At 46.9% G+C, this 17,774-nt stretch carries 15 protein-coding genes; all 15 read right to left on the bottom strand.

What is annotated here, in order from left to right:
• Nucleotides 1-181 precede the first annotated feature (181 nt).
• On the bottom strand, nt 182-991 hold the full coding sequence (gene rhaD / locus HMPREF3034_RS01180; RefSeq protein WP_062432534.1) for a rhamnulose-1-phosphate aldolase: 810 nt from the start codon (nt 989-991) through the stop codon (nt 182-184).
• Between the two features lie 36 nt (nt 992-1,027).
• Nucleotides 1,028-1,477 carry a GatB/YqeY domain-containing protein gene (locus HMPREF3034_RS01175; RefSeq protein WP_036896134.1) on the bottom strand — a complete coding sequence of 150 codons (450 nt, stop codon included), beginning with the start codon at nt 1,475-1,477 and terminating at the stop codon, nt 1,028-1,030.
• A 22-nt stretch (nt 1,478-1,499) separates the two neighbouring features.
• Complete coding sequence (gene ftsZ, locus HMPREF3034_RS01170; protein WP_036896133.1) at nt 1,500-2,813, bottom strand: cell division protein FtsZ; 1,314 nt, start codon at nt 2,811-2,813, stop codon at nt 1,500-1,502.
• Nucleotides 2,814-2,844: 31 nt separating this feature from the next.
• On the bottom strand, nt 2,845-4,308 hold the full coding sequence (ftsA, locus tag HMPREF3034_RS01165) for a cell division protein FtsA (protein WP_036896131.1): 1,464 nt from the start codon (nt 4,306-4,308) through the stop codon (nt 2,845-2,847).
• A gap of 15 nt (nt 4,309-4,323) precedes the next feature.
• A complete protein-coding gene (locus HMPREF3034_RS01160) occupies nt 4,324-5,118 on the bottom strand; it encodes a cell division protein FtsQ/DivIB (RefSeq protein WP_062432531.1) in 795 nt (264 codons plus the stop codon).
• Nucleotides 5,115-6,488, bottom strand: a complete 1,374-nt coding sequence (gene murC, locus HMPREF3034_RS01155) for a UDP-N-acetylmuramate--L-alanine ligase (protein ID WP_036896127.1) — start codon at nt 6,486-6,488, stop codon at nt 5,115-5,117. The genes HMPREF3034_RS01160 and murC overlap by 4 nt, the downstream gene beginning before the upstream one ends.
• A 35-nt stretch (nt 6,489-6,523) precedes the next feature.
• The gene (gene murG, locus HMPREF3034_RS01150) at nt 6,524-7,639 is read right to left on the bottom strand and encodes an undecaprenyldiphospho-muramoylpentapeptide beta-N-acetylglucosaminyltransferase (RefSeq protein WP_062432529.1); all 1,116 of its coding nucleotides are present in this window, start codon (nt 7,637-7,639) and stop codon (nt 6,524-6,526) included.
• A gap of 429 nt (nt 7,640-8,068) precedes the next feature.
• Nucleotides 8,069-9,349 (bottom strand): FtsW/RodA/SpoVE family cell cycle protein, encoded by a 1,281-nt coding sequence (locus tag HMPREF3034_RS01145; RefSeq protein ID WP_036896123.1) that lies wholly within the window; start codon nt 9,347-9,349, stop codon nt 8,069-8,071.
• Nucleotides 9,350-10,681 carry a UDP-N-acetylmuramoyl-L-alanine--D-glutamate ligase gene (gene murD, locus HMPREF3034_RS01140; RefSeq protein WP_036896121.1) on the bottom strand — a complete coding sequence of 444 codons (1,332 nt, stop codon included), beginning with the start codon at nt 10,679-10,681 and terminating at the stop codon, nt 9,350-9,352.
• Nucleotides 10,682-10,729: 48 nt separating this feature from the next.
• Nucleotides 10,730-11,998, bottom strand: coding sequence for a phospho-N-acetylmuramoyl-pentapeptide-transferase (gene mraY / locus HMPREF3034_RS01135; RefSeq protein ID WP_062432527.1), 1,269 nt, complete (start codon nt 11,996-11,998; stop codon nt 10,730-10,732).
• A gap of 61 nt (nt 11,999-12,059) precedes the next feature.
• Nucleotides 12,060-13,511, bottom strand: coding sequence for a UDP-N-acetylmuramoyl-L-alanyl-D-glutamate--2,6-diaminopimelate ligase (locus tag HMPREF3034_RS01130; RefSeq protein WP_036896117.1), 1,452 nt, complete (start codon nt 13,509-13,511; stop codon nt 12,060-12,062).
• 68 nt (nt 13,512-13,579) lie between these two features.
• Nucleotides 13,580-15,736, bottom strand: coding sequence for a penicillin-binding protein (locus HMPREF3034_RS01125; protein ID WP_062432523.1), 2,157 nt, complete (start codon nt 15,734-15,736; stop codon nt 13,580-13,582).
• A 7-nt stretch (nt 15,737-15,743) separates the two neighbouring features.
• Complete coding sequence (locus HMPREF3034_RS01120; RefSeq protein WP_156431012.1) at nt 15,744-16,193, bottom strand: FtsL-like putative cell division protein; 450 nt, start codon at nt 16,191-16,193, stop codon at nt 15,744-15,746.
• Nucleotides 16,190-17,209: a 16S rRNA (cytosine(1402)-N(4))-methyltransferase RsmH gene (gene rsmH / locus HMPREF3034_RS01115; protein ID WP_082721651.1), complete on the bottom strand. Its 1,020-nt coding sequence runs from the start codon at nt 17,207-17,209 to the stop codon at nt 16,190-16,192. Before rsmH ends, HMPREF3034_RS01120 begins: the two co-directional genes overlap by 4 nt.
• 79 nt (nt 17,210-17,288) lie before the next feature.
• Complete coding sequence (gene mraZ / locus HMPREF3034_RS01110) at nt 17,289-17,735, bottom strand: division/cell wall cluster transcriptional repressor MraZ (RefSeq protein ID WP_062432520.1); 447 nt, start codon at nt 17,733-17,735, stop codon at nt 17,289-17,291.
• Nucleotides 17,736-17,774: the final 39 nt, after the last annotated feature.

The raw sequence follows: 17,774 nt of genomic DNA, 5'->3' as shown, positions 1-17,774 counted from the left end.
GTAAAATTGCACAATCTAATTTTCCGATTATAAGTTTTTGAGTTCATGAGCGGTTCAGTTGCTGGATAAGTCTTTAGTTTTTTGCTTTTATAAGTCTTTGAATTTGGAAAAAGTAAAGGCATGATAAGATGTACACTTACATCCTATCATGCCTTCTCTGTTATTTCTATGCTTCTAAATCCTACTTTGGCAGATGGAACACATCGGTGAGTTCCTGCATCTGTTCGTCGCTCATGCCGTCGGGTTCAAAGCCCATACAGCGTGCGCTGATGTATATCTTGGCACTCTTGGAGAGTACGTCGATTTGGTCGAAAGCCTGCATGACGTCGGGACCTTGCGCCAATACGCCATGTTTTTCCCACATCACGACGTCGTATTCTTCGAGCTGTTCGAGAGTGGCATTGGCCAGTTCGAGACTTCCGGAAATCTTGTAGGGTACAATACCGAGGCCTAATGGACAGAAAGCCTTGGTCTCCGGAATCATGCTCCATAGTAGTTTGGTCATATAATCCTTTTGCAAGAACTTGTCGTTATGGCTCATGGCAACCAACTCAATGGGGTGGGTATGAACCACTGCTTTATATCCGTTGCCCTTTTCTAGGTTGCGGTTGTGTACCGAAAGGTGGGAACTTATCTCTGAAGTGGGCTTTATGGGATTGTCGGCAATGATTTCGTAGTGCGCACAATCGTCGGTAATGCGGACGATGGAGCCATTCTCCATAGGCCAGCGAGCCAAGTCGCGCATGCGTTTACCCGTACCTTTGCAGTAGAAATAGCAACTTTTGAGGTGAGGAAGCGTTGTTCCGAACGATACAGGGTCGCTGATGGCGGGCATACTGCGAATTTCGTCGTCTACCAAATCGGTGATGTTGACGGTGATATTACCGCCATTGCGTTCTGCCCAACCGTTCTGCCAGAGGTATCCGGCTACCTCGGCTATGTTGTCAATCTCGCGTTTGAGAGCCGGTTTTCTTTCTAGAATAGATGTCATTGTTCGTGGCTTAAAAGAATATTTAGGCTGTGGGGATTATCCCAATAAGCCTTTTACGATTTGCGAAATGATTTTTCCGTCGGCTTTACCGGCCATTTGCTTGCTGGCTATACCCATTACCTTACCCATGTCTTTCATGCCTTCGGCACCGGTAGAAGCGATGATGGCTTTTACGACTTCGGTGATTTCGGCTTCGGAAAGTTGCTTAGGCAGGTACTCTTCGAGCACGGATACCTGTGCCAATTCCTCATCGGCTAGGTCTTGACGGTTGTTGTCTATATAAGTCTTAGCGGTCTCTTTGCCTTGCTTAGCCAACTTGGTGATAATCTTCAAAGCATCGGAATCTTCCAATGTCTCGTTAGCTCCGGGGGCTGTGACTGCCTCTAAGAATACTTTCTTGACGTTGCGTAAGGTGTTGAGACGCACCTTGTCGCGTGCTTTCATTGCGTTCTTAATGTCCTCACTAATTTGTTCAAATAGTGCCATGATATCTCCTTTTTTATCTGATTTATGTGAAACTGATAATGCCCGGTGTCTCGATGGCATTATCTTCTTTTTCCTCTGTGGTTGGAACTTGGCTGCGAATAGCTTCCAGCATCTGTCTTGTACGCTTGTAGGTAGGTGTGGTCTCTACGGCCAAGATGACGTCCTCGTTGTCCAATTCTTCCGGATGGAAGAGGAAAATATGTGGCCGGCGCTTGAATTGAGTGTTCTTTCCGTCGACAGCATAGTACCTTGCCCGACGGTCACGACGCTCTGCTGCCTTCTCTTCTTCTTCGGCTATTCGACGCGCTTCTTCCTGTGTGTGTTTCTTGATGTGACTGTCCATACCGTCCACATCTTCTATACCGAAGCCTGTAGCGAGGATGGTTACCTTCACCTTCTTGCCTAATTCAGGATCAATAGCGAGTCCCCACTTAATCTCGAAGTTGCTATCGAACTTGCTCATGAACTCGTTGACATCGTTCATCTCTTCCATCATGAGGCCTGAGTTATCGTTCTTCTCGTTGCAGAAGTTGATGCTGAGCAGTATTTTCTTGGAATTAAAGATGTCGTTATCGTTGAGTAATGGGGAGTTGAGAGCATCATCTATCGCTTTCTTGACGCGTCCTTCGCCTTCGCCATATCCCGTGCTCATGATAGCAACACCACCATCTTTCAGCACTGTCTTTACATCGTTGAAGTCGAGGTTGATGAGTCCGTGGTTTGTAATAATCTCTGCGATGCTCTTGGCTGCGATGCTTAGTGTGTCGTCGGCTTTGCCAAAAGCGTCGAGGACAGTCAGTTCCGGATAGATTTCGCGTAGCCGTTCGTTGTTGATAACGAGCAAAGCGTCTACGTGTTTAGCCATTTCCTCTACGCCATCGAGTGCTTGGTCTATCTTTCTATCGCCCTCAAAGCGGAACGGAATGGTCACGATGCCGACTGTCAAGATGCCCATTTCTTTGGACACACGAGCAATGACGGGGGCTGCACCTGTACCGGTTCCACCGCCCATACCGGCTGTGATGAATGCCATTTTGGTACCATCGGAGAGCATATTATTGATTTCATCCAGTGTCTCTTCGGCTGCTTGACGCGCTTTGGCAGGCTTGTTACCGGCACCAAGGCCTTCTTTTCCCAGTTGCAGATGCACGGGAACAGGCGAGTCGTTGAGTGCTTGATTGTCGGTATTGCAGAGTACGAACGACACATCATGGATGCCTTCGCGATACATATGGTTCACTGCGTTGCCGCCACCACCACCAACACCGATTACTTTAATGATGCTGTTGGACTTTTCGGGTTCCCCGAAATCCAGTATTTCTCTGTTATCTGGCATAATATCTTTCTTTATGTATGAGTCTAATATGTTATTCGTCTTCGGCTACCATGGTCTGGAAGAACTTCTTAAGATTGCGTCCCATCTTGTGGAGAGTGCTGTTTTCGCGCTTCTCTTTGGCAATGCGTTCAGCCTCTTCTTCGGCAGCTTTGCGCTCAGCAGCCTCTCTCTCAAGGCGTTTTCTACGTGCTTCTTCCTCGGCTTTCTCCTTTTCTGTGGGAGTGAGGACAACGCCTGTACCGGCTATTTCGTTCGGATCGCGCGACTTTTTGATGTCATCCGGCGTATGCAGCGTGGTGCTTGTAGCCGCTGTTATAGGTTCTGATGTGCCAAAAAGATCGCTTGAAATCTCTTTTCCGGCGCAGTTCATATCGCCCTTAACCAGCAAGGCAAGCGCGGTATTCATGGTTCCATCCTTGGCATTGATGTCGCTATTGCTTGAATTGATAGTTGTGGTGACGAACTTGGCAATGCGTATCTTCTCAATATGAGTGTACTTACGGAAGGCCACATCAATGTTCTTCATGTTTGAACCGCCACCGGTGAGGACGATTCCGCCCAATAGTTTGTCGGTAAACTCGCTCGGAACCTGATACCAAACATTCTCGATGATTTCCTCAATTCGACCTTCTACCATCTCAACGAAGCGCCGGTTCTCTACCTGACGGTCTTGATCGATGGGCAGCATGAGGGTAGTATCGATGTCGGCATTGTCGGTATAAGCGCTTCCATACTTCAATTTCATGCGCTCAGCATCCTTGTCTTCCATCTGGAGAGAGGTGATATCCTTGGTGATATTGTTGCTACCGAGTGGAATAACTGCCAAGTGGCGGAGTATATTCTTGAAGTATACTGATACGGTAGTGGTGTCTGCGCCTAGGTCAACAAGCACGCAACCGGTACGTTTCTCTGCTTCTGTGAGTACACTATCGGCTAAAACCAATGGCGAAAGATACATGTCGGCTATGGCAATTCCCGACTTTTCAAAGCATTTGTTGAGGTTGCGATAGTATGAATTGCGCCAAATGATGTTGAGGAAGTTGCCCTCTAGTCGGCGACACTGTATACCTACGGGGTCGAGTTGTAGTTGTTGGTCTACCTTATACTCCTGTGTGGCAGCGTCAAGTATCTGTTGGTCGGGGTATTCCATGTTGCGATTGGTATCCATGAGTTCGTTTACCATCTCCTGCGTGATGATGGTTTCCTCTACAAAGTCTTTTGCAATGTTGTTCCGGATACTGCGGATGGATTGTCCACCAACGCCCACATATACATAAGCAATCTCTGATTTGAGAGTGGTTTTGAGTCGTGCTATGATGTTAGTCAAGCACTGCATAGTCTTATCTATGTTGTAGACTACGCCCTTTCTGATGCATGCTGTGGAGTCTTCTTTTACTACAGCGAGCACCGAAATGCTTCCATCGAGGTTCTTTCTGCCTGCGATGCCGGTGATCTTTGATGATCCCAATTCGATAGCTACAATAAATTCTGCCATAGGTTTATATTCTTATCAATTCAACATTCTTCTTTTACAGATTATTTGGTTGTCGAGCTCCAAGTTTATATAGGAGTATTTGTTCCAACCGGCTTGGGATAGTCCGTGGCGATAGAACTTCTCCAAGCGATTCATCTTCTTTGTTACATAGTCTCTTACAAGCTGCTCTCGGTCGGTAGCTGTTTTGCCTTCGGGCAGTTGGCCTATGTAGATGACGTGGTCGCCAATGCGTGGTATCAACTCAATACCAAGGTTTGGCAGCACGTTGATTTGCTCTATTTGGTTGCGCCAGAGGTCGTTTTCCATCATCATCTTGCCAAGTGTGGCGACATATTTAGTCGCGAACAGACGGTTGATGTGGCCAGTTGCGATGATGAGATTGGATGTATAATGCGAGTTAGGCATGATACAGTTTTTATCATCTAGGTAATAATCATCGCCTCTTTCCGATTTAATACGGATGACCGGCAACCGTTGGGTGATGCTAATGCATACTTGTCCGTCTTGTGTCTTGTAACATTCGGCCGTCTTAACGAACGGGCTGGACTTTAAAGTTTCTTCTATCTTGCGTGCATCAATGTAACGTATAGGCTTCTCCAAAGGATAGAGATGGTAGTGTTCCAATCGCTTTTTGATTTCCTTTGTGTCTATAAAGCCGTTGGTAGCCTCATCTTTGATGTCGATACTAACCTTCGTACACACGTGGACTGTTTCATCGGGCTTGTTAAAAGCGGTGAAAGCGAGTCCCAAATATGCAGCTAGTACAATATCCAGAACGATGGTGAGCGTTTTCTTCCAACGTATTCTCACTTACTTTCCAAGATTTTAGTCATTTGTGGAACATAGTTGTCTAGGTCGCCGGCACCCAATACGATGAGCACGTCGAAGTCGCGTTCCTTTACCAACGAGAGCACATCTTCCTTGTGTATCATGCTCTTTTCCACGCCCGGTTTCAAACTGTCGTATATCAATTGGCTCGTAACCCCCTCGATAGGAAGCTCGCGTGCCGGGTAGATGTCGCACAAAATCACTTCGTCCAACAGGCTTAATGCATCGGCAAAGTCCTTGTAGAAGTCGCGTGTACGCGTGTATAGATGCGGCTGGAAGATAGCCGTAATCTTACGATTTTGATAGAGTTCGCGAATGCTCTTGGCACTTTGGTAAATCTCTTTGGGGTGATGAGCATAGTCGGAGAGGAATACGAGCTTGTCGTTCTTTATCTTGAAGTCGAAGCGACGTTCCACTCCATGATAGGTAGACATACCGTATTTCAACTCTTGAGCGCTGCATCCACTCAGCTGAGCCATAGCCATGGCGGCCACTCCATTCTCTATATTGATGGGAACAGGTTGTCCCAACTGCACATCCTTGACATTCTCGATGGGCGAAACGAAGTCGAATGTAATCTCACCGTTGTCGATTCGGATATTTTCAGCATGGAAATCTCCTTCGTCGAGGCTGTATTCATACACCTTTACTCCCTCGGCTACGTGCTGTTTCATTTCTAAATCCTTGCGCAAAATCAGTGCTCCTCCCGGTTGAATCAGCTCTGTATAGTGACGGAAACTTTCCAAATAAGCCTCTTTGGTGCCGTAGATATCGAGGTGGTCAGGGTCGGTCGACGTGATAACGCTTATCCATGGTGATAACCAATGGAAGCTACGGTCGAACTCATCAGCCTCTATCACAACGTATTCGCTGTCGGAGAGGATATAATTGGTGCCGTAGTTTTTGGATATACCGCCCAAGAACGCATTGCAATCCACGTGGCTCTGGTGGATGATATGGGCACACATGGTCGACGTAGTAGTCTTTCCGTGTGTGCCGGCTACGCACAATCCTTTATGACTGTGGGTAAGTGTGCCCAATACTTGTGCACGCTTTTGTACTTCAAATCCGTTTGCACGGAAGTAAGCAAGCTCCTTGTGTGATTCAGGGATGGCCGGTGTGAAAATGACCAACGTAGATTCGGGCTTCTTACATGCGTGAGGAATCTCGTCTATATTCTCTTCGTAATGGATGAGCATGCCCTCTTTCTCAAGACGGCGTGTGAGTTCCGACGGAGTTTTGTCGTATCCGGCAACTACCAATCCTTTGTTGATGAAGTAGCGGGCAATAGCACTCATGCCGATTCCGCCGGCTCCAACGAAATATACTGCTTTAATATCTTTCAGTTCCATACTATGGTTTCAATGTCTTGTTTCTCTATATCGGATTACTTCTTTCCCCATGCTAATGCCACCACTTCGTCGGCGATGGTGTCGGCAGAGTTCTGTAATCCCATTTGTTTGATGTTTGCTTCGAGTGAAGTTAGTTTTTCGTCATCGCATACTGCATTGATGGCTGTCTTTAAAAGAACGTCGGTTGCCTCGCTGTCTTTTACGAAAATAGCTGCGTTACGGTTCACGAGCGCCATGGCGTTTTGTGTCTGATGGTCTTCAGCCACATTGGGTGAAGGTACCAAGATGACCGGTTTGCCGATGAGGCAGAACTCGGATATACTGCTTGCACCGGCACGGCTGACAACCAAGTCGGCCGCCTTGTAGGCTGCTCCCATGTCGCTGATGAAGTCGGTGACGTGCAATAGTGCCGGTTTCTTGTTTCCTTCCAGTTGCTCGCAGATGGCTTTGTGGTACACTTTACCTGTTTGCAAGATGATTTGTACATCGCTCTCTTTCACCATGTCGAGGTGTTGGAGAATGCTATTGTTGATGTTTCTCGCTCCCAAACTGCCACCAATGAAGAGGATAGTTTTACGGTCGGGCTCCAATCCGAATGACTGGCGAGCTTCTGCTTGACTCATCGGAGATTCTAATACGTTCTGGCGAACCGGGTTACCGGTCTTGATAATCTTCTCGACAGGGAAGAAACGTTCCATTCCATCGTAAGCCACGCATATCTTGTCGGCCTTTTTAGCTAGTAATTTGTTGGTGACGCCGGCATAAGAGTTCTGCTCTTGGATGAGGCAGGGAATACCCTTGTTGGCACAAACATTCAACGTAGGACCACTGGCATAGCCCCCAACGCCTACAGCCACCATCGGTTTGAAGTCGCGTATGATGCGTTTGGCCATGCGTTGACTCTTCCATATCTTGTAGAGTACGGCAAAGTTCTTGAATAGATGTTTACGGTCGAATCCGCAGATGGGCAGTCCTTTGATTTCATATCCGGCTGCCGGAACGCGCTGCATCTCCATTCTGCCCTGCGCACCCACGAACAATATCTTTGCTTCGGGATACTTTGCTTTGATGGCATTGGCTATGGAAACAGCCGGGAAGATGTGTCCTCCGGTGCCGCCACCGCTGATGATAACCCTTAATTCTTTATCCATTCTTTCTTAATATACGATGTTAAAGTTTCTCTAACTTAGAAGTAAATAGGAGTAAGCTGGAGTAGAAGTCTCTTTGAGACTAGAAGTTAGCCGACATCTGTCTATTAACTTCCCTTGTTACTCCATCGCCCCCAAAAGGCGATTAACTCCCAATAATTTCAAAAGCTGAGCAAACTTGCGAAGCTTTATGAGCTATATTGCAAAAGTAATCATTTTTTTTATGATTCTCCGCTTTTGTTCTTTTTTTATTAGGATGGGCCTTAGTGCCCTGATATTTTTTATATATTGGCCTTTTGACCGTGGTTTTCGCAGATTACTGCAAGGGCTTGTCAGTAATGTTGCATGGGCTTTTCTGCGATGCTGCATAGGCCGAACAGCAGTGTTGCTCTTGCATTGCAGCAATTCCATGTAGATTCCTACAGTCTGTGGTCAAGCCATTTGTGTAGCCTTAGCGACATTGTTTTCGTCGATAATTCCTTTCTTCTTGGTGGCCGAACGGCTCACACTGAGGATGGCACCCACGTAGATACAGTTGATAATAGACGACGTTCCACCCTTGCTAACCAGCGGTAACGGTTGCCCGGTAACAGGGGCTAGTCCTACGGCCACGCACATATTAAAGAGCGCTTGGCTCACTAAAAGCAGTGCTAATCCCATTGCTAGGAAAGCAGGGAAGTTGTTCTCGCACCGGTTGGCGATGTAACCTGTACGGAAGAGCAGGAAGATATAGAGTGCAGCTACAAAGATAGCTCCCGTGATACCCATCTCTTCGATGATGATAGCGTAGATGAAATCGGAGAAAGCCTGCGACAGAAAGTCGCGCTCTTCAGAATTTCCGGGGCCCTTACCGATGACATTTGACGAGGCTATGGCGATGTTGGCATGCGCTACCTGTGCGTCTTTGTCAAGATCTACTTCGCTCGGCTTAATTTCTTTGTTGTCGGAGAACTTCATGATACGCGACTTCCAAGTATCGGCACGGTGGAACACTTTGCCTAGCATTCCGGGGGCGGTCTTCTCTGTCTCTGCCGTTTCTACCTCCTCGGTGAGGTTCTTCTTCGTGTTCTCGGTGTTCTTGGCATGACCCAATAACATCACCAGTGTGAAGACACCGACTATTGCCAACGCCACGACACCTAGCAGTTTGCCTAGCTGTGGCATGGGTATGCGTCCTATGACCATCATCATGAAGATGACTAGACAGATGAGTGCAGCTGTGGAAAGATTCTCGACCATGATGAGCGGGACGATGAATGCACACACGATGAGAATGTATTTGAACGCGTTTTTATCGGCTCCTGTGGGTGTTTGCATGGCACTAAGTATCTGAGCCGTGGCCAGTATGAGTGCTCCCTTGGCTATCTCTGAAGGTTGGAACTGCATGCCGAGGAATCCTATCCAGCGTTGGGCACCATTGGTAGACTGCCCGGCTATAATCACCCATAGCAGTGTGATGAGCGAAATACCTAAAAGGAAAGGAGTCAGAATCTTGAAATATTTGCATTTGATGTTGAGGGTAACGACCATGAAAAAGATACCCATCAACAGGATGCCCAAGTGTTTAATCATCGGAGTCCAGTAACTTCCGCCCTTGTATGTGAGCGAAGAGGACGCCGAGAACACCTCGACGACACTGATGACACAGAGGAAGAAAAATATCATCCATATCACCTTGTCTCCTTTGAAGATGTTTGCTAGTTTCTTATCCATTTATAGATTTCTTACCAATGTCTTGAATTGTTTGCCTCGGTCTTCCATGTTCTTGAACAAATCGAAGCTTGCACAGCAGGGACTTAAGAGTACGGTGTCGCCCGGTTGAGCCAGTTCGTAGCAGGCAGCTACGCAGTCTTTCATGCTGTGGGTGTCGCGAATCTCTACTCCGAGGGTGTCGAAGTTGTCGTGGAGTTTTTGATTGTCGGCACCTAGATAGACTACGGCACGGCATTTTTGTTTTACTAATGCCTTGATTTGGTCGTAATCGTTACCCTTGTCTTTGCCTCCGATGATGAGTACGGTAGGTGTCTTCATGCTCTCAAGTGCGTACCAACAAGCATCTACGTTGGTGGCCTTGGAGTCGTTGATATACTGTACGCCACGCACCTTACAAACCTTTTCCAAGCGATGCTCGACGCCGGGGAAGTCGCTCAGGCTCTTTCTGATAATCTCTTTCTTGATACCTGCGATGTTGGTAGCGATGCCGGCGGCCAAACTATTGTATATGTTATGCTTGCCGGTGAGCGATAGTTCCTCTTGTTCCATGTTGAACGGAGTGGGATATTCTATCTTGTATTGTCCCTCTTCGATATATCCGATAGAGCCTTTCTCCTTGATCTCGGAGAACGGACACAACACGGCTTTGATGTCGTATTTCTCTAGTTCGCGCTTAATGATGGGATCGTCGCCCCAGAAGATGAAGCTGTCTTCCTCGGTTTGGTTTTGCAATATGCGCATCTTGGCGTCTACATAGTTCTGCATATTGAACTCGTAGCGATCCAAATGGTCGGGTGTGATGTTGAGCAAGATGGCGATGTTGGCACGGAAATTGTACATATCGTCGAGTTGGAAACTACTCAATTCGATGATATAATATTCGTGTGGGTCTTCGGCTACCTGCAAAGCCAGACTCTTACCGATGTTTCCTGCCAGTCCAGCATCGTAACCTGCTGTCTTGAAAATATGGTAGATGAGCGACGTGGTGGTGGTTTTGCCGTTGCTACCGGTGATACATACCATTCTGGATTGGGTGTAACGACCGGCAAATTCAATCTCGCTGATGATGTGAATGCCCTGCTTGAGAATCTTCTGAATCATGGGTGCTTCCTTCGGAATACCCGGACTCTTGATGATTTCGTCGGCATTGAGTATCTTCTCTTCGGTGTGTCGGCCCTCTTCCCACTCTATTCCGTGGTCGTCGAGCATCTTCTTATATCGGTCTTTGATGGCCGACATATCCGATACAAATACGTCGAATCCTTCTTTCTTAGCTAGTACGGCTGCTCCTGCGCCGCTTTCTCCTGCTCCTAAAACTACGATTCTGCTCATGTTGCTAATACTTATTAGTCTGCTTAGACTGTAGAGTCTAGTGGATTGTTACCTGATTTTTAATGTGATAATAGTCAATGCTGCGAGGATAATAGTGATAATCCAAAAGCGTATTGTAATCTTGGCCTCGTGCTTGGCACCATGTGGTCGCGAGATGAGGTAGCGACATTCAGGGTCTAGTTGGTCGTCGGTGGTGCGGAAGTTGTCGTGTATCGGCGTGCGCTTGAAGACGCGCTGCTTGATACCCTTACGCTTACCTAACTTGAAATAGTACACCTGTATAATGACGCTGAGGCTCTCAACAAAGAATATTCCGCACAAGATAGGCAGCAATAACTCCTTGTGTATGATGATGGCACCAACTCCGATGATACCTCCAATGGTGAGTGAACCGGTGTCGCCCATGAATACTTGAGCCGGATAAGCGTTATACCAAAGAAATCCGATGAGTGCTCCGACGAAAGCACACATGAATACCACCAACTCTTGGGAGCCGGGAATATACATGATATTGAGGTAGGAGGCAAACTCGATATGACTGCTCACATAGGCTAAGATACCCAGTGCGACGCCTATGATGGCCGAGTTGCCGGCGCACATTCCGTCCATTCCATCGTTCAAGTTAGCTCCATTGGACACGGCCGTGACCACTAAAATAGTCATAATGACAAAGAGTATCCAGCCGGCTGCAGTTTTATATTGACTGCAAAAACTCATGATACGTGAATAGTCGAGGTTGTGTCCCTTGAAGAAAGGAATGGTGGTCTTGAGCGATTTACGACTGTCGGCACGGTGTTTGACCACGATTTCCTGTCCTTGTTTCTTTATTGCGATATTCTCATTGACCTTGACGTCGGGCGACATCCATAATACCAATCCTACGATAAGGCCTATACCAATCTGTCCGATAATCTTGTATCTACCTTTGAGACCCTCTTTGTTGCGATGGAAAATCTTGATAAAATCGTCCATTCCACCGAGGAAACCGAGCCAAAGGGTGGTGATAATCATCAAGATGAGGTAGATGTTGCGGAGTCGACCGAGTAATAATACGGGGATAAGTATGGCAACAATGATGATGATACCGCCCATTGAGGGAACACCAATTTTCTTGGTGCCGAACGGGTCGATGCTTGCATCTCGCTGGGTCTCGGTGATTTGCTTCTTCTTCAGGTAAGCAATGAACTTCTCACCGAACCATGCTGAGATGGCCAAAGAGAATATGAGAGCCAGTAAGGCACGGAAAGAGATGTAGCCCCAGAGGTGTGAACCGGAGATACCATATTCTTCTAGAAATCTGAAAAGATAGTATAGCATAGTGTATTGTTTCTTGGGTTGATACTTAGTCCTATTGGTCTAATGGGGCTAATCGTTTTTATTAATTGTTGAAAATCTCTTTTACAATCTCGCGATCATCGAAGTGGTGCTTTACGCCCTTGATGTCTTGATAGTCTTCGTGACCTTTTCCGGCAATGAGAATCACATCGCCTTTTTTCGCCATCATGCATGCTGTGCGGATGGCTTCTTTCCGGTCTACGATGCTGACAACTTTCTTGAGTTGTTGATTATTAAGTCCGGCGAGCATGTCGTTGATGATATCCTGTGGCTCTTCAAAGCGAGGGTTGTCGCTTGTAATGATGACCTTGTCGCTTTGTTTCGCAGCTTCTTGCGCCATTAGTGGACGTTTGCCCTTATCACGGTTACCACCTGCACCGCAAACGGTAATCACTTGTCCCTTTCCATTGAGCACTTCGTGGATGGCGTTGAGTACATTTTCGAGGGCATCGGGGGTATGGGCATAGTCTACGATGGCCGTAAATCCTTCGGGAGAATGGATGGGTTCGAGGCGACCGCTAACGCTATGGAGTGTGCTCATGACCACCAATACGTCTTCAGGTTTTTGTCCTAGCATGATGGCGGCGCCATAAACGGCCAACAGATTGCTCACGTTGAATTTGCCAATGAATTGTACGCCTACTTCACGGCCGTCGATTTCGAGATACATTCCTTCGAAGTGGCACTCTAAGATACGCGCTCTGAAGTCGGTCATGCTGCGCGTGCTGTAGGTTTTGATAGTCGCTTTGGTGTTTTGAACCATCACCATGCCGTTCTTATCATCGGCATTGGTAATGGCAAAAGCGTCTTTACCGAGACCATCGAAGAATGCTTTCTTGGCATCACGATAGTTTTCGAAAGTCTTGTGATAGTCCAAATGGTCGCGTGTAAGGTTGGTGAATAGGCCGCCAGTGAACTTCAATCCTCCGATACGTTTCTGTGCAATGGCGTGAGAAGAGCACTCCATGAATGCATATTCACAGCCGGCTTCGACCATTTTACCGAGCAACATGTTCAGCTCAATGGGGTCGGGAGTGGTATGATCTGTAGGAATTGCCTCGTCTTCTATGTAGTTACAAACGGTCGAGAGAAGCCCACATTTATAGCCTAACTTACGAAACATATTATATAATAAGGTGGCTATGGTGGTTTTCCCGTTTGTTCCGGTGACACCGACGAGCTTCAGTTTGTGCGAAGGATTGCCGTAAAATAAGGTCGCTACTTTGCCTACTGCATCTTCGGTAGATTCCACTTGCACATAAGTGATGCCTTCGGTGGGTTGTTCGGGCATGTCTTCGCAGAGCACGGCAACTGCCCCTAGCTCAATGGCTTTGGGTATAAACTTGTGTCCGTCGACCTGTGTGCCCCTCATTGCAACGAACAAATGACCCTTTGCAATGCGTCGTGAGTCGATGTTTACTCCTGTGATGTCAACGTCGGCATTGCCTTCCAAGCGGATAGGCTTGACGTTTTTCAGTAATTCTGTTAGTTTCATTATCTTTCTTATCATTGTAGATGAGTGTGCAGATGTTTTGGTTTCTGTCTCTCACCTTATATTTATATTCACTCTAAAGTCAGTACAATTTTTTCTTTCTTGGCTATCTTGTGACCGGGCTCGAGTGATTGTTTCACTACTTTTCCGCGTCCGATGAGGTAGGTTTTCACCCCTCTGCTCTCCAATAAGAATACCGCATCGCGGGCTCCCATGTTGTGTACGTCGGGTATAACGCGATGTCCGTAGGTCTTCTCGCGTGTCAAATTCACACTGTTCTTGCTTTGAATACGAGCCTTTCCCCATATAGGATTCCCGTCAGCATACGATCCTCCCCATCCTTTATTGGCGCTAATGCCTAGATGAGACAGCACATAATCAGCGGCCAATATATTGCCTGCCTTTACATCGGGGACGAAGATGGAGGCCGAATCGCGTGCGTCCGTCACGTGAAGTTTCAGACTTTGAGCCATAATACCTTCTGCAATATCGTGGAATACTACTCCGCTCATGCCGCCACCCGATGCCGGTAGGCCACTCTTTTGGATGCAAACGATGCAACTATAGCGCGGTGCATCGTCGGGGAAGTAGCCTGCGAAGCTCAACAGATAGTTGGTTTGACCGGTCTTATAGCCTCCTGCACCTTGCGAAATTTGTGCCGTACCAGTCTTACCTGCCACTCTGAAAGATGGCGAACCGGCTTTCTTACCTAGTCCTTGACTCACAACGTGATCCAATATAGTCTGTATTTCGTGCAAGGTCTTGTCGCTACAAATACGTGGACGCATCACTTGTGGTGGGAAATCCATGATGACTTCGCCATTTTTTACGACTTGTTTGACGAATCGCGGACGCATCATTCGACCGTTGTTAGCTATCGTATTATAGAATGTAAGGGTCGAAATAGGCGGTATCTGCGTTTCGTAACCGATGCTCATCCATGGCAATGAGGTTTTACTCCAGTTGGTATACTGTCCACGGCTGTTCTTTTTAGGCATTCGTATACGTGCCGTGGTGGCACCGACAAGCGGTATATGCAGATTGTCGGCAAGTCCTGTACGGTATATTCCACGTATAAACTTTTCCGGATTGTTATGGTAATGGTCGTCAATAATGCGACTTACACCGATGTTTGAACTGTACATCAGTGTTTGGGGAAGTGTGATGAGCCCGTAACCGCCGCGTCGCCAGTTATGGTCTTTCATCTCTCTGCCGTACATAGGCCACACTCCGCCGGCCGTCTCTACGGTATATGAGGTGTCTACCATGCCGTCTTCGAGAGCTACCATGATGGAAGCGGGCTTGAAAACAGAACCGGGTTCGAGCAAATCGCTCACTGCATGGTTGTGTATTTCGCGGTATTCGCCATCCACACATTTCTCCATGTTCACGATAGCTTTGATGTCGCCGGTAGCTACTTCCATTACGATGGCTACACCGACATTGGCATTGATGAACTTCAACTCGTCGAGTAAGGCGCGTTCGGCCAAGTCTTGCATACTCACATCGATGGTTGTTACGATGTCGGCACCATCTATTGGAGGTGTGTCCATGATGTCAAGGAACTTGTTAAGCACCTTGCGACGGTGGATGATACCGTTTGTTCCACGTAGGATGGAGTCATAAGAGAGTTCCAATCCAAATCGCGCGGTATCTTTAGCACCAAACATCGTACCGATGGTACGGCCTGCCAAAGAACCAAAAGCCCGCTTTCTAGCGTTGAATTCTTCGTAATGGAATCCACCTTTATAAGATGTAAGTTTGAATACAGGGAGAGCTTTCACCTCGGTAAAAGTGTTGTAGTCAATGCGCTTACTCCATATCGGCCAGTTCCTACTCTGCTTGCTTCTGCCTTCAGCCAACTCGCGTTTGAATGCCGATGCAGGTTTTTCGGAGAAGATAGCAGCTAATCCTTGGCAGATAGAATCCTCTTTTTCATCCCACAGTGAATCATTACCGGCGTCGCTTAGTGCCTTGAAATCCATGTAAATCTTGAATTCCGGAAGCGAACTAGCCATCAGTTGACCGTCGCAACTTAGGATGTTTCCTCTGACAGGCTTCACGCTTACACTGTCTTTTTTGACGCGTTCGGCCACCCGCATCCAGTAGTCTCGCTTCGCAGTCATGAGGTATAGCGTCTTCCCAATCACCGCAAGAGCTATCAATGTCATCACGATGGCGATGGCACTGTAGCGAGGCATTATCTTCTTATATTCAAATTTACTCATGAATCACTTATTTCCCGTCGGGCACATTGATGATATATGGGGGTTGGCTAGCTATCTTTAGTGTGCTGTCGTTGCTGTTTTTGAGCATCTCCAGTACATGACTTTCGCGACAAAGTTCCGTCAGATTACTGCTGCTCGATAAGGCTTTATACTTCGTATCTTGCAGTTGTTTGTTCAAACGGTCTATCTCTATCAGGTCTTTCTGTACACTGTAGCGATTTGCTGTGTACACGATGGCAAAGAAAGTGATAAGCAGAAATACCCATATTTGGCGTCGAATGGCTTGTGTAGTCAATATGTCGCCACCCAACACTTTGCGCAGTGTGAAGTCGGAAGAGTGGGGAGCTTCGTCTTCATTGGCCTGCTCCTCAATGGTTTCTTTAAGAGATAAACCTGTATCGGTATTCTCTATAGCTTCTTTCTTCTTTATGTCTATGTCTTGTTCTGTCTTGTTCATCTCTTTGCAGCAATTCTTAATTTGGCGCTACGACTACGTGGGTTAACTGTTTGTTCATTGTTGTCGGGTACTATCACTTTGTTGTTGACGAGTGTGAAAGGTGTCTCTATGCGGCCATAGAAGTCTTGTATAATTTTCCCCTCTACGTTCCCGGCCTTCATAAAGTTTTTTACGATACGGTCTTCCAAACTGTGATAGGTAATGACCGACAGTCTTCCACCTTCGCATAGCAGTTCGCTTGCGGCTGTCAACATTTCTTTGAGTGCATCCATTTCGTGATTCACTTCTATGCGTAGGGCTTGAAACAAGCGTGCCATATCTTTCTTTTCACGTTCGCGTTTGAACAAGGGTTCCATCACGGCTAGAAAATCTTGTGTTGTATCAATGCGTTTCGTAGCTCTGCTCTTGACGATGGCTGAGGCGATACGATACGAGCTTTTCAATTCGCCATACAAATAGAAGATATCAGCCAACTTCTCTTCCGGGTAGTCATTTACAATGTCTGCGGCCGTCATACCAGCTCTTTTGTTCATTCGCATATCGAGCGGGCCGTCGAAACGGAATGAGAATCCGCGAGTCTCATCGTCGAAGTGGTGACTCGAAACGCCCAAGTCGGCTAGTAGTCCGTTTATATGTTCCACACCATAATAGCGCATCCAGTTCTTCAAATATCTGAAGTTGGAACGTACAAAGGTGAATCGTGGGTCGTCGGTGAATCTTATAGCTTGTGCCTCATTCCCATCTTCTGACTGGTAGATGTTTTGCTCGGCATCGGCATCTTGGTCGAAACTGTATAAATGAGCATCTTGTGGCAATCGCGAAAGAATCTCTCTGCTATGACCACCACCGCCAAATGTAACATCAACATACACCCCGCCATCGTGAATGTTTAGCCCATCGATGCTGGGATGGAGCAATACAGGGGTGTGATATAACACATCTCCCTCTCTTTCTCCCAAGGAGGAAGAGGTGTTATTGGTTGTTGATCTTGTTTGATGATATTTGGTTTTTGCCATATATTTGTTTCTTATGTCCTTTGCTATCTCTTTTGGTGAGAGAACCGGAGAAAATTGCTATGGGTGGTATTTTGTATCTTTATTCTTCTTTTCCCATAGCTTCCAGCGCTTTTCCAAACTCTTCGCTGTTCATAAAAGGCCTGTCGTCAGCGCGTCTACTCCATATTTCGATGGTATCATCCATGCCGATAAACTTGATTTCTTGCTCAATATCGGCCAACTTCAGATACCGTTTTGGAATCAGAAAACGCCCATTCCCATCGAGCGTCAGTATCTCTACGTCGGATACGAACTGTCTAAAGATTTGCTGGTCTTTCGCGTTCCAGCGGTTTAAACGTTGACGTAAGAAGTCAAGTTGTGCGTTCCAAACAGATTCTGGATACAATACCAAGCAGGGCTGGAATACATCTTTGCGCATAATGAGGCTTTCTTCGCCCGATGCTTGAAGCACCTTGCGGAATGTAGCCGGCAGAAAAGCTCTGCCTTTGGCGTCGGTTTTAGCCTCTATGTTACCTAAAAAGCGCATGCGTTCTTATATAATATGAAATTTCGCATCAAAGATACA

The organism is Prevotella sp. DNF00663, from assembly GCF_001553265.1.
Classification (GTDB): Bacteria; Bacteroidota; Bacteroidia; order Bacteroidales; family Bacteroidaceae; genus Prevotella.
The sequence above is the reverse complement of the archived record's forward strand: the minus strand, read 5'-3'. Positions and strand labels throughout refer to the sequence as shown.